This is a genomic window from Bradyrhizobium sp. SZCCHNRI2009, from assembly GCF_032485115.1.
Classification (GTDB): domain Bacteria; phylum Pseudomonadota; class Alphaproteobacteria; order Rhizobiales; family Xanthobacteraceae; genus Bradyrhizobium.
Map to the genome: position 1 here is coordinate 121705 of NZ_JAUEUH010000009.1, position 12458 is coordinate 134162.

The following is a 12458-nucleotide window of genomic DNA, read 5'->3' on the forward strand; positions in this document are numbered from 1 at the left end:
AAACGAACGGTGCGCGCCAGGCTCGCTGTGCTCGCCTCGCAGGAGGACGGATCGATCATGTTCGTGGCGCGTGTCCTGCCGATGGCCGCCGCCTTTCTCTGCGCGACCGCCGCCCTCGCGGCCGACAAGCCCGGCGACACCAGGGGTACGGTGCTGGAGCCGTCGCCGGCCAATCTTGCGCTGACCTGGAGCGGGGCCAACCTGGTGTTGCCGGCGACACTCGCCGGCGGACGGCGCTGGGAGGGCCGTGCGGAGGACGCGCCCGACGTGATCGGGATCGCGCCGCTCGTGATCGTGATGCACGGGTCGAGCGGCGTCGCGCCGGCGGTGAAGGAGTTCCAGGCCTGGCTCGCCGACGAGCTCGGAGTGGCATCGGTGGCGCCCGACAGCCTCGCGATTCCCGACCGGCTGACCTACACCTCGCCGGTCGACGTCGCGACCTATGAGCACGTCCACGCCTTGCGGCTGGCCGAGCTGGAGAACGCGCTGAAGGCGTCGCGCGACTGGAGCTGGGTCGACCGGCTGCGGATCGTGCTGGCGGGCACCAGCGAGGGCGCGGTGGCGGTCGGCCGCTACGCCGGCAAGGACGTGGCGGCGCGGCTGATCTTTTCGTGGTCGTGCGAGGACAACTACTTCGTCACCGCGCCCGGACTCGGCATCGGCCCGAGCGAGCCGGTGCTGAACGCGATTTCGGCGCGCGATCCCTATTTCTCGGCCGCCAATCCCTGGAACAAGGACCGCGCCGTCACCGGCTCCTGCGCCGCCGCGCTCAAGGACGATGCGAAGGCGGAGGTGATGGTGATCGATGCCGACGTCCATACGATCCTGAACCGGCCGGAGGTGCACGAGCGGAGCGCGCGATTCCTGCGCGGCGTGTTGGATCCGTGATCGGGCGGGCGGAGGTTTGACGAGTGCTGAGACTGCTCGTGCTCGAAGGCAACTCGCTGGACGGCCGGCGCCGCTGGGCCGAGGTCGCCGGCGCCACGCCGTCGGAGAGCTACGCGGCCGTGCTGCGCGCGCTGGCGCCGCACGCGGCGATTGACATCGCCACGCCCGCTGATGCCGATGCGCGCCTGCCGCAGCCGATCGAGGCCTATCAGGGCATCGTCATCACGGGATCAGCGCTCAACATCTATCAGCGCGAGCCGGAAGCGCTGCGCCAGATCGAGCTGGTGCGGACGATCTTCGCGCGGGGCGTGCCGATGTTCGGCTCATGCTGGGGACTCCAGCTCGCAACCGTGGCGGCCGGCGGCGAGGTGTCGCTCAATCCGGCCGGCCGTGAGGTCGGCTTTGCGCGCAAGATCGCGCTGACGGAGGCGGGCCGCGACCATCCGATGCATGCGGCGCGGGGCGCCGTGTTCGATGCACCGGCGATTCACAGCGACATCGTCACCCGGCTGCCGCCGGATGCGACGGTCACCGCGCATAATGCCATGAGCGAGGTGCAGGCCGCGGAGATCCGCAGCGGCTACGGCCGGTTCTGGGGCGTCCAATATCATCCGGAATTCAGCCTGCAGGACGTTGCCTGGGTGATCCGCCGCATCGGCCAGCCGCTGGTCGAGGAGGGCTTCTTCGTCGATCCGGCGGAGCTCGAGCGCTACGCAGCCGATCTCGCCACCCTGCATCACGACCGCGCCCGGCGCGACATTCTGTGGCGGCTCGGGCTCGACCAGGACGTCGCGAATGACGGGGTCCGGCAGGCCGAGATCAGCAACTGGATCGCCTCGCTCGCGTGACGCTGAGAACGCTACCGCATGAACTGAATGATGAGCGGCGCCAGCGCCACGTTCATCAGCCCGACCAGCACCATCACGAGGCCGGCGATCGCGCCCTCCTCGCGGCCGATCTGGTGGGCGCGCGCGGTGCCCGCACCATGCGCGCCGACGCCGAACAGCGCGCCCTTGGCGAGCGTCGAGCGCAGTGGCAGCCGCGCCAGCACGACGTCGCCGACGGCGGCGCCGATGATGCCGGTGAGCACGACGAACACGGCCGTGAGATCGGGGATGCCGCCGATCTCGCCTGAGACTTCCATCGCGAACGGCGTGCTCATCGAGCGCGGCAACAGGCTCAGACGCAGCTCGCCATCGATGCCGAGGACATAGGCCAGTGCCCAACTGGTCGCCACGGCGGTGAGGCTGCCCGCGACCATGCCGGCCAACAGCAGCGGCCAGCGGCGGCGGATCAGCGCGCGTTGCTCATAGATCGGCACGGCGAAGGCGACGGTGGCCGGGCCGAGCAGCGCCACCAGCCAATGCGTGCCGCGGATGTAGTCGCGATAGGAGACGTTGAGCGCGAGCGCCGCGATCATCAGCAGCGCGGGCGCCACCGCGAGCGGCATCAGCCACCAGCGCGGCCAGCGCCGGTGCACGCGCTTCGCCAGCAGATAGAGCAGGATCGTCGCGAGCGACCAGACCGCCGCCTGGATCAGCGGCTCACGCCACAGCGCGGCGAGGGTCATGACGCTCGGTCCAACGGTAGCAGAGGTCGATCGTGAGCGCGGTCACGCACATCACGGCGGTGGTGCTGACGACGATCAAGGCAAAGATCTTCAGGCCAAGCAGGCCGAACAGCTCGCGATGGTCGAGCAGCGCCAGCACCGCCGGCACGAAGAACAGCAGCATCTCGGCGAGCATCCAGTTCGCGCCGCGCTTCATGCTGGCGACCTTCAGCCCGCCGGCCAGGAACAGGGCGAGCGCGAGTGCCATTCCGATGATGCCGCCGGGCAATGGCAGGCCGGTCGTCCGGGCCAGCGCCTCGCCGACAGACCAGAACAGGCCGAGCAGGCCGATCTGCACCAGCCGGTTGCGGCGGAGCAGGCGATGAACCCCAATGGAAATGCTGCGATGCATCATGCGACGCGTCCGAGAAGTGATTGCGCCTTCAAGGTATGTCGCATCGCAGCATGTAGAAAGCGAATTGATTGAATGATAATAAGTCTAAAATGGAATACTAAGGCGCAATTTATGGAACTCCGTACCCTCAGGACCTTCGTCGAGGTCGTCCGGCAAGGCGGCTTCTCCCAGGCCGCCAAGGTGGTGTTTGCGACCCAGTCGACCGTGAGCAAGGCCGTCAAGCAGCTCGAGGACGAGCTCGGATTGCCGCTCTTGGACCGGCTCGGCCACAAGAGCCGCATGACAGCGGCTGGCGAGATCGTCTATCGCCGTGCGATCAGGCTGCTGACGGAGCGCGATGATCTGCAGGCGGAGCTCGCCGAGCTGCGCGGCTTGAAGCGCGGCGTGCTGCGCCTTGGCCTGCCGCCGATCGGATCGAGCACGCTGTTCGCGCCGTTGTTCGCGCTCTACCGCCAGCTTCATCCGGAGATCGAGATCCGGCTGGTGGAGCACGGCAGCGACCGGCTCAGCGAATTGCTGGCTGCAGGCGACATCGATTTTGCCGGCCTGCTGCCGCCGATCGCCGATGAGTTTGCCGCGCAGATCGTGCGCCGCGAGCCGCTGATGGCGCTCGTTTCTGTCGAGCATCCGCTGGCCCGCCGCGAGACGATCACGCTCGCCGAGCTGCGCGACACGCCGTTCGTGCTGTTCGAGGCCGGCTTCGCGCTCAACCGCATCCTCCGCGAGGCCTGCCGCCGCAACGGCTTCGAGCCGGTTGTGGCCGCGCGCAGCACGCAGATCGATTTCATTGCCGAACTCGCCGGCGCCGGTCTCGGGGTTGCCTTTCTGCCGCGCATGATTGCGACCCAGCGCACGCAGGTGCCGATCAGTCTCGTCCTGCTCGACGAGCCCGGCACCGAATGGACGCTGGCGATGGCCTGGCGTCGTGGCGCCTATCTCTCGCCGGCCGCGGCGTCGTGGCTACGGCTGGTGCGCGAGCGCGGCGAGGCGTGAACATGAGTGCGACGATGTCGCTTCATCTGTGAGGAACGTGCGGCGAGACGGTCGGTGTCGCCATGGCGATTGGAGAGGACCTGAGCTCTACGCACAACTCGCAACGATCGAACACCTGTCGCAACGCCGCGAAAGCGCGAGCCCGGAGAGGCGACCTCGGACGTGCGGACGGGAACGGCAGGAGCTGACGAAGGTTGCCTTCGCGCATGACTCGCTGAGCTGCGCTCCCACAGGCTGACGTCCCGTGCGTGACTGAGTGCGCGGGAACCAGGGGTGCTTTGACGCGTTTCCGCCTGCTCCGAAAGAACGTGACACGCGCAGGCGTGCCGCGAGCCCATTGATTGAACCGGAGGGGCAGGATGTGCCGCTGGATCGCGTACCGCGGTGAGACGACCGCCTTCGAGCACTATGTGACCGAGCCGGAACATTCCCTGGTGACGCAGAGCATCCGCGCGCTGGAATCCACCGCAGGCACAAATGGCGATGGCTTCGGTCTGGGTTGGTATGGGGATCATCCTGAGCCCGGCCTGTATCGCGAGACGCGCCCGGCGTGGTCCGATGAGAACCTCCGCTATCTCTGCCGACACCTGCATTCACATCTGTTCTTCGCGCATGTGCGCGCCGCGACCGGCACGGCCGTGACCCGTCAGAACTGCCATCCGTTTGCCTGCGGCCGCTGGCTATTCATGCACAACGGCTTCGTCGGTAGCTGGAACAGGCTTCGCCGCAAGGTCGAGGCAATGATCCCGGACGCGCTGTATCCATCGCGGCTCGGCACCACCGATTCCGAAGCCGTGTTCCTCGCCATCGTCGGCGCCGGCATCGATCAGGACCCGATCGGTGCGACATCGAACGTGCTGCGCGCGCTCCGCCAGCTGGTCAACGAGGACGGTCTGCGTGAGCACCTGCGCTTCACGTCCGCCCTGTCGAACGGCCACGATCTCTACGCATTTCGCTTCGCTGCGAATGATCGCGCCAACTCGCTTTACTACCGGGAAGATGGTGATCAGGTCATCGCCGTCTCCGAGCCTTTTGACAAGGAGCCGGACTGGATCGAGGTTCCGCCCGATCACGTGCTGGTCGCGCGCGCGTCCAGACGCGCTGAAATCGTTCCGCTATTTGACGCAGACTCTGCCGGTTTCGCCGCGGAACACAAACGAAGACAGAGGGTTGTCGGCGGCACCTAAGAACAACAGGAACTGGATGATCCGCGATGTGCGGCATTTGTGGTGAAGTCAGGATTTCCGGACAGCCCGCGCTCGCGGCGCTCGGCCGCGTCAACGATGCGATGCAGGCGCGCGGTCCCGACGCCACTGGCCTCTACGTGCAGGGCGGAATCGCGCTGGGCCACCGTCGTCTCAGCATTCTCGATCTATCAGCCGCCGCGCAGCAGCCGATGATCGATGCCGCGCTCGGCCTCGGCATCGTGTTCAATGGGTGCATCTATAATTTCCGCGAGCTGCGCGCCGAGCTGCAGGCGAAGGGCTATCGCTTCTTCTCCGACGGCGATACCGAGGTGATCCTCAAGGCCTATCATGCCTGGGGCAAGACCTGCGTTCAGCGCTTCAAGGGCATGTTCGCCTTCGCGCTGTGGGAGCGCGACAGCGGACGCGTCGTGATCGTGCGCGACCGTCTCGGCATCAAGCCGCTGTACTACACCGAGGGGCCGGGCTTCCTCCGCTTTGCCTCGTCCCTGCCGGCGCTGCTCGCCGGTGGTGATGTCGACACCTCGATCGACCGAACGGCGCTGCATCATTTCTTCAGTTTTCACGCCGCCGTTCCGGCGCCGCGTACGATCCTCAATGGCGTGAAGAAGCTCGAGCCGGCGACGTTGCTGACGATCGAGCCCGATGGAACGCAGCGCCGCGAAGGGTACTGGCAGTTCAGCGTCGGCGCGTCGCGCTCCACCGATCGCGCCACGAGCCAGGAAGAATGGTCGGATGCATTGCTGGACGCGATGACATCGGCGGTGGACCGTCGCCGCGTCGCCGACGTGCCCGTCGGTGTGCTGTTGTCGGGCGGGCTGGATTCGTCGCTGCTGGTCGCGCTGCTGTCCAAGCTGGGACACGAGGACATCCGCACCTTCTCGATCGGCTTTGACGCTGTGGGCAAGCACGCCGGCGATGAATTCCACTACTCCGACATCATTGCACGGACGTTCGGCACCAACCACGAGCAGATCAGGATAGGCGGCACCTGCGCGCTCGACGCCTTGCCCCATGCCATCGCCGCCATGTCCGAGCCGATGGTCAGCCACGACGCGGTCGCATTCTATCTCCTGTCGTCCGAGGTCGCCAAGCGTGTCAAGGTGGTGCAGAGCGGGCAGGGTGCGGACGAGGTGTTCGGCGGGTACAGCTGGTATCCGGGCTTTCTCTCGGCCAACGATCCCGTTCAGCAATATCAAAATGCCTATTTCGACTGGACGCATTCGGATCTGCAGCGGCTGCTGGCGCCGGAGTTGCTCGGCGAAGACGACGAGAGCCTGGCATTCGTGGAGCGCTTCTTCGCAGCTCACGCTGGCGCCTCGGCGGTGGACAAGGTGCTGCAGATCGACACCGAGATCATGCTGGTCGACGACCCGGTGAAGCGGGTCGACAACATGACGATGGCGTTCGGGCTGGAGGCCCGCGTGCCGTTCCTCGATCACGACGTGGTGGAGCTCGCCGCGCGCATGCCCGCCGAGCTGAAGGTGAAGAACGGCGGCAAGCACATTCTCAAGGAGGCGGCCCGCCGCTGCGTGCCGGCGGAGGTGATCGACCGTCCCAAGGGATACTTTCCGGTGCCGTCGCTGCGCTATCTGCGCGGCCCGTTTCTCGACTATGTCCGCGACGTGCTCAACGACGAGAAGGCGCGCGCACGCGGTCTCTACCAGCGCGACTTTATCGACCACATGTTGCAAAACCCCGAAACCGAGATGAGCCCCAAGGGACATTCGCGGCTGTGGCAGGCGGCCCTGCTCGAGGCATGGCTTCAGACTCACGGCATTTGACGTCTGACAGGATTGATCACATGGGATTGGATCCACGCATCTTGGAGAAGCTGCGGCTCGGCCTGAGCGATGACGAGCGTCGTCTGGTGATCCGCTCGGCCACCGGCAGCGAGGAAGTCACGGAATATTCGTTCGGCATCGAGGAGGAGTACTTTCTCGTCGATGCGCAGACGCGCGATGTCGCGATCCGCACGCCGGACGATCTGTTCGAGGCCGCCAACTGGTCGACCGGCGGGCAGGCCATGCGCGAGATGCTGCAGGCGCAGCTCGAGGTCGCCACCAACGTGCATGTCGATGTCGGCGATGCGCGCGAGGAGCTGAAATTCCTGCGGCGCGAGGTTGCCAGCGTGGCGAGTCAGTATGGCCTGACCATCCTGGCCTGCTCCACGCATCCCACCGCGACGTGGCGCAGCTCACAGCCGAGCCCCAAGCCGCGCTACGCGGAGATGATGGAGGACCTCCGCATCGTCGGCCAGCGCAACATGCTATGCGGCATGCACGTGCATGTCCAGTTGCCGGACCCAGACCTGCGCTTCGCGGTGATGCGGGCGATGCTCCCTCACATCCCGGTGTTCGTCGCGCTGTCTGCGTCCTCGCCGTTCTGGAATTCGCGCGAGACGGGCCTGAAGGGCTATCGGCTCGCCGCCTATGACGAGCTGCCGCGCAGCGGCCTGCCCGAGCTTTTCACCTCGAAGCAGCAATATGATCGCTATGTCGCGGCGCTGACGAAGTCCGGCGTGATGCCGGACGAGAGCCATGTCTGGTGGGCGATGCGGCCGTCGCTGCGGCATCCGACCTTGGAGTTGCGTGCGCCCGACGTCTGCACGTCGATGGATGACGCCGTGGCGATTGCCTCGCTCTATCGCGCTTTGGCACGCTACCTCTATCTCAATCCCGATCTTGCGGAGACCGTCGGCAATGTCGAGCGCGCTATCGCGGTCGAGAACAAGTGGCGGGCGCAGCGCTATGGCACCGACTGTCTGTTCGTGACCGAGGACGGTCCCGTGACGGGCCAGGAGATCCTCAACCGCATGATCGCGGATGTCGCACCGCATGCGGAGGCTCTTGGATGTCTCGCCGAGGTCGAGCACTGCCGCATCATCATGCAGTTCGGCAGCTCGGCCGACTATCAGCTGCAGGCCTATCGCGAGTCCGGCGGACAGTTGTCGGCCGTGACGCGCTGGATCGAGTCCGCGACGGTGTCGCGCGCCGAGCCGCCGCGCTCACAGGCACCGGTCGAGCCGGCACAACGACGCGGGCCTAGGTCGGCTGCCTGATCACACGGCCGTCGCGCGCGATGAGGCGGCCGTCCTTGTAGACTGAGCGGCCCTTTGGCACGGCGACGACGGCCTCCGGCACGTGCTCGGCATCGAGGGTGATGAAGTCGGCCCGCGCGCCGACGCGCAGGCCGTAGTCCGCAAGCCTCAAGGCCTTGGCGCCGGCCTCGGTGACGAGGTCAAAGGCCATCCGCAACTCGTCATCGACATAGAAGCCGGAGCGATAGCCGACCATCATGGCGCGGTTCAACAGATCGCCGTCGCCATAGGGCCACCAGGAATCGCGGATGTTGTCGTTGCCGCTGAACACGGTGACCCCCGCCGCGCGCAGCACCGCCACCGGCGGGAAGGGCCGCGCGCCCGGAGCGTTGGTCATGATGGCGACGCCAGACGCCGCCAGGACGTCGGCAATCTTCTTCAGCGGGTCAGCAGGCAGGTCGCCGAGCGCGTAGGCGTGGCTGACCGCGACGCGCCCTTGCATGCCGAGGGCGCGCGTGCGCGCCGCGATCTGCTCCAGCTCGAACAGGCCGAGCATGCCCGGATCGTGCAGATGGATATCGACATCGACGCCGTGCTTGTGGGCTGTGCCGAACACGACGTCGAGATGCCTTTCGACGTCGCGGTCGAAGCTCGCGGGGTCGAGCCCGCCGACGAGGTTGGCGCCGAGCCGGATGGCCTCGTCGAGCAGCTCGGGCGTGCCCGGGCTCTTGAGGATGCCGCTCTGCGGAAAGGCGACGAGCTGGATCTCGATCAGCTCGCGATACTCGTCGCGGACGCGCAGGATCGTTTCCAGCGATGTGAGGCCGACGGAGCCGTCGACCATCACATGGCTGCGCATCCGCGTGGTGCCGTGGCCGATGCAGAGATCGAGCTGGTTGCGGGCGCGCACGTCCATCGGCGCCGCCGCCGCCATGTTCTGCGCCTGGAACGTGACGCGCTCATGCACGTCGAAGCCGTTGGTGCACGGCTTGTGCGGCTTCCAGGCATCGCCGTAGAAGCTGGTGTCGAGATGGATGTGGCCCTCGACCAAGCCTGGCACGAGCAGCGCGCCGCCGAGATCAATCACCTCGCGCGCCTCGGGGCGCTCGGTCTCAGCGAGAACACCGCTGATGCGGCCGCCGTCGACCGTGATCGCATGGCGCGCGCCATGGTCGAGCCGCGCATTGATGAACAGCTTGTCGACGGCCATGCACGATCCTTCCCATCCATCCGCCAGCATCGGAGCCGCCGGAGGGGCGGTCCGATGCTGGTGCCGATGAGACCACATTCTTGGCCAGGAGCCGCGACAGCCGCAAGCGTCTTCAGGCGGCGATCGCCTGCGGCAGTCCGGCGAGCCAGTCGCGCGCCAACGTCACATCCGCCTGCGACAATTGGTGCCCCGCCGGAAGCGTCGTGTGGGTCACGTCGGCGCCGGCCTCGGTGAGCTGCGTGCACAGCTTCGCCGAATTGCTGGCGGGCACGATCGGATCAGCGAGCCCCGACAGCATCAGCACCGGCCGGCGCGCGAGCGTGGCGGCCGGAGGATGCGCCAGCGGCACCATGGCGCGGAACAGCACTGCACCGGTCAGCGCTTCCGGCTGCAGCAGCAGCAGCGCGGCGGCGATGTTGGCGCCGTTGGAGTAGCCGACCGCGACCGGCGCTCCGATCCCGTAGTGCTGACGCGCCTCGCCGACGAAGGCGCCGAGCTCCAGCGCGCGCCGGCGGACGTCGTCCTCGTCGAACACGCCCTCGGCAAGCCGGCGGAAGAAGCGCGGCATGCCATGCTCAAGCACCTGGCCGCGCGGCGACAGCAGGGCGGCGCCGGGCGACAGCGTGGCGCCGAGCGGCAGCAGATCGTTCTCGTCGCCGCCGGTGCCGTGCAGGAGCAGCAGTGGAGCTGCTCCCGCCGTGTGTCCGGGCTGGAAGCGGTGGGTGAAGGACAATGCCACGGTCATGATGCGGCCTCTTCGAGGTTGGGCAGCACGCCTTCGATCTGCTTGCGGTGCGATTCGAGGAAAGCGGGCAGCTTCAGGTTTCGTCCGAGCTCGGCGACCGGCTCGTCGACCGCGAAGCCCGGGATATCGGTCGCGATCTCGAACAGCACCCCGCCTGGCTCACGGAAGTAGATCGAGCGGAAGTAGTTGCGGTCCTTCTGCTCGGTCGGATGCAGGCCGTGGCGATCGACCAGCCGCTGCGCCATCACGCCCTGTGCGGCGTCATCGGCGGCGCGGAAGGCGATGTGATGCACCGACCCGGCGCCCTGCGCGCCGCGCAGGAAGCCCTTGGCCTCGTAGATGTCGACCACGCTGCCCTGCGCGTCGCCCGGCGCCTTGAAGCGGATGACCGAGCCTTCGCGGCCTTGCTCTGCAAAGCCGAACACATCGGTCAGCACGGCGGCGGTCTTCTCGGCGGAGTCGAGCAGCAGGGTCACGCCGTGGAAGCCGCGGATCGCGTGCTCGGCCGGAATGTCGCCATTGCTGTAGCCGGGCTCGTTCTCCGCGCCGGGGACGCCGACCAGCGCGAGCGCCATGCCGTCCGGATCGGCGAACGGCAGCACGGATTCACCGAAGCGCTTCTCCAGCGCCTCATAGGCGATGCCCTTCTCGGTCAGGCGCTGCGTCCAGTAGCCAAGGGAGCGCTGCGGCACCCGGAACGCGGTCTGGTGGGTCTCGCCGACGCCGCGGCGGCCCGGCCGCACGCCGGCCCAGGGGAAGAAGGTCAGGATGGTGCCGGGGCGGCCGGTCTCATCGCCGTAGTAGAAATGATAGGTGCCGGGATCGTCGAAATTGACCGTCTTCTTGACGAAGCGCAGCCCGAGGTCGCGGGTGTAGAAGCCGAAATTGCGGATCGGATCGCCGGCAATCGCAGTCACGTGGTGCAGTCCGGGCATGTGGGTCTCCTGTCGATGGGCCCCCGAAAGGACCGTTGAATTCCTGGACGCCATATTGGCCTGCTTTGATTTGGAGACAATCCGTGCTCTTGTGACGTCTCTGTCTACGATTTGGCGACAATGGCGGGCCTATGGACAAGCTGAGCAGCCTGCGGGCCTTCGTGAAGGTGGTCGAGAGCGGCAGCTTCGCCGAGGCCGGCCGGCAGTTGCGGCTGTCGCGCTCGGCGATCTCGAAATATATCGGCGAGCTGGAGGCGAGCCTCGGCGTCCAGCTGATCGTCCGTACCACCCGCCATGCCAGCCCGACCGAGACCGGCCAGCTCTATTTCGAGCGTGCAGTCTCGATTCTCGCCGAGCTCGACGCCGCCGATCAGGCCGTCAGCCAGTCGCAGGCCGCGCCGCGCGGGCTCTTGCGCGTCAACGCGCCGATGTCGTTCGGCACCATGCGGCTCGGTCCCGTCGTCGCCGATTTCATGGCCCGCTATCCCGAGCTGCAGTTGCAGATCGTGCTGAGCGACGACCTGCTCGATCCGGTCCAGGACGGTTTCGATGTGACCTTGCGGATCGCCGAGCTGGAATCGTCGAGCCTGGTGGCGCGGCGGATCATGCCGGTGGAGCGCGTGATCTGCGCCGCGCCGGCCTATCTCGCGCGGCACGGCACGCCTGGCAGCCCGGAGGAGCTGCGTCGTCACACCTCTCTCACCTACGGTTTCCTGCTGACCGGCAATCAGTGGAAGCTCACCGGCCGCGACGGCGACCACTGGGTCCAGCCGGCGTGGTCGTTGTGCGTCAACAATGCCGAGGTGCTGCGCGACGTCGCCATCAGGGGACAGGGCATTGCGCTGATCCCGCGCTTCATTGCGGCGGACGCGCTCGAGAGCGGCGCGCTGACCGCGATCCTCGCCGATTACGCCGCGCCGCCGCTCGCGCTGTATGCGATCTATCCGCCGACGCGGCACCTCTCGGTAAAGGTGCGGCTGTTCATCGACTTCCTGGTCGAGCGCTTCGGCAAGGAGCGCGACGTGACCAGCCCGTAGGCTGAGACTGAACTGCAAATCGCCTCGAACCTTTAACCTGGCGCTGATAGTGTTCCGAACCGGCAGCAGAGGGAACGATGCATGGGGCGGCTGAGCACGCATATTCTGGATACGGTCAGGGGCAAGCCTGCGGCCGGCGTCGCGATCGATCTCGATGTCCTCGAGCCGGACGGCTCCTGGCGCCGCGTCAAGCAGGTCCGGAGCAATGCCGACGGGCGCACCGACCAGCCGGTGCTGGCGGACGATGACTTCGCCACCGGCACCTACATGCTGACCTTCCATATGGGAGCTTATTTCAAGGCCCATGGCCTCGCCTTGGGCGACCCGCTGTTTCTCGATCTGATCCCGCTCCGCTTTTCCGTCGCCGATGCCGGCGCGCACTATCATGTGCCGCTGCTCGCGACGCCCTGGAGCTACCAGACCTATCGCGGGAGCTGATCC

Annotated in this window: 13 protein-coding genes; 8 read left to right on the top strand and 5 right to left on the bottom strand. The window is 66.9% G+C overall.

Annotated elements, in window-relative coordinates:
* Positions 1-57 precede the first annotated feature (57 nt).
* Positions 58-888 carry a hypothetical protein gene (locus tag QX041_RS28115; RefSeq protein ID WP_316167395.1) on the top strand — a complete coding sequence of 277 codons (831 nt, stop codon included), beginning with the start codon at positions 58-60 and terminating at the stop codon, positions 886-888.
* Positions 889-911: 23 nt separating this feature from the next.
* Positions 912-1736 carry a type 1 glutamine amidotransferase gene (locus QX041_RS28120; protein ID WP_316167297.1) on the top strand — a complete coding sequence of 275 codons (825 nt, stop codon included), beginning with the start codon at positions 912-914 and terminating at the stop codon, positions 1734-1736.
* 11 nt (positions 1737-1747) lie between these two features.
* On the opposite strand, the gene QX041_RS28125 is transcribed toward QX041_RS28120, so the two are convergent.
* Positions 1748-2458, bottom strand: coding sequence for an LrgB family protein (locus QX041_RS28125; RefSeq protein ID WP_315752174.1), 711 nt, complete (start codon positions 2456-2458; stop codon positions 1748-1750).
* Positions 2433-2852: a CidA/LrgA family protein gene (locus QX041_RS28130; protein WP_315825888.1), complete on the bottom strand. Its 420-nt coding sequence runs from the start codon at positions 2850-2852 to the stop codon at positions 2433-2435. The genes QX041_RS28125 and QX041_RS28130 overlap by 26 nt, the downstream gene beginning before the upstream one ends.
* Positions 2853-2963: 111 nt before the next feature.
* Here QX041_RS28130 and QX041_RS28135 point away from each other — a divergent pair, with 111 nt between their 5' ends.
* From QX041_RS28135 to QX041_RS28150, 4 genes are all read left to right on the top strand, one after another.
* Positions 2964-3845 (top strand): LysR family transcriptional regulator, encoded by an 882-nt coding sequence (locus tag QX041_RS28135; RefSeq protein ID WP_316167298.1) that lies wholly within the window; start codon positions 2964-2966, stop codon positions 3843-3845.
* Between the two features lie 359 nt (positions 3846-4204).
* Complete coding sequence (locus QX041_RS28140; RefSeq protein WP_315752171.1) at positions 4205-5032, top strand: class II glutamine amidotransferase; 828 nt, start codon at positions 4205-4207, stop codon at positions 5030-5032.
* A gap of 26 nt (positions 5033-5058) precedes the next feature.
* A complete protein-coding gene (locus tag QX041_RS28145; protein WP_316167300.1) occupies positions 5059-6834 on the top strand; it encodes an N-acetylglutaminylglutamine amidotransferase in 1776 nt (591 codons plus the stop codon).
* A 20-nt stretch (positions 6835-6854) separates the two neighbouring features.
* Entirely contained in the window at positions 6855-8111 is a 1257-nt protein-coding gene (locus QX041_RS28150) for a carboxylate-amine ligase (RefSeq protein WP_315825890.1), read from the top strand.
* On the opposite strand, the gene QX041_RS28155 is transcribed toward QX041_RS28150, so the two are convergent.
* The 3 genes from QX041_RS28155 to QX041_RS28165 all read right to left on the bottom strand — a co-directional run bounded on the left by QX041_RS28155 (position 8095) and on the right by QX041_RS28165 (position 10980).
* Positions 8095-9300 carry an amidohydrolase family protein gene (locus QX041_RS28155; RefSeq protein ID WP_315825891.1) on the bottom strand — a complete coding sequence of 402 codons (1206 nt, stop codon included), beginning with the start codon at positions 9298-9300 and terminating at the stop codon, positions 8095-8097. The genes QX041_RS28150 and QX041_RS28155 overlap by 17 nt on opposite strands.
* A 112-nt stretch (positions 9301-9412) precedes the next feature.
* Positions 9413-10045 carry an alpha/beta hydrolase gene (locus QX041_RS28160; RefSeq protein WP_315713677.1) on the bottom strand — a complete coding sequence of 211 codons (633 nt, stop codon included), beginning with the start codon at positions 10043-10045 and terminating at the stop codon, positions 9413-9415.
* Positions 10042-10980 carry a ring-cleaving dioxygenase gene (locus QX041_RS28165; protein WP_316167301.1) on the bottom strand — a complete coding sequence of 313 codons (939 nt, stop codon included), beginning with the start codon at positions 10978-10980 and terminating at the stop codon, positions 10042-10044. The genes QX041_RS28160 and QX041_RS28165 overlap by 4 nt, the downstream gene beginning before the upstream one ends.
* A gap of 131 nt (positions 10981-11111) precedes the next feature.
* On the opposite strand from QX041_RS28165, the gene QX041_RS28170 reads away from it, so the two are divergent.
* Both QX041_RS28170 and uraH read left to right on the top strand, forming a co-directional pair.
* On the top strand, positions 11112-12017 hold the full coding sequence (locus tag QX041_RS28170) for a LysR family transcriptional regulator (RefSeq protein ID WP_315713679.1): 906 nt from the start codon (positions 11112-11114) through the stop codon (positions 12015-12017).
* A gap of 81 nt (positions 12018-12098) precedes the next feature.
* Complete coding sequence (uraH, locus tag QX041_RS28175; protein ID WP_315752164.1) at positions 12099-12455, top strand: hydroxyisourate hydrolase; 357 nt, start codon at positions 12099-12101, stop codon at positions 12453-12455.
* The last annotated feature ends 3 nt before the right edge of the window (positions 12456-12458 follow it).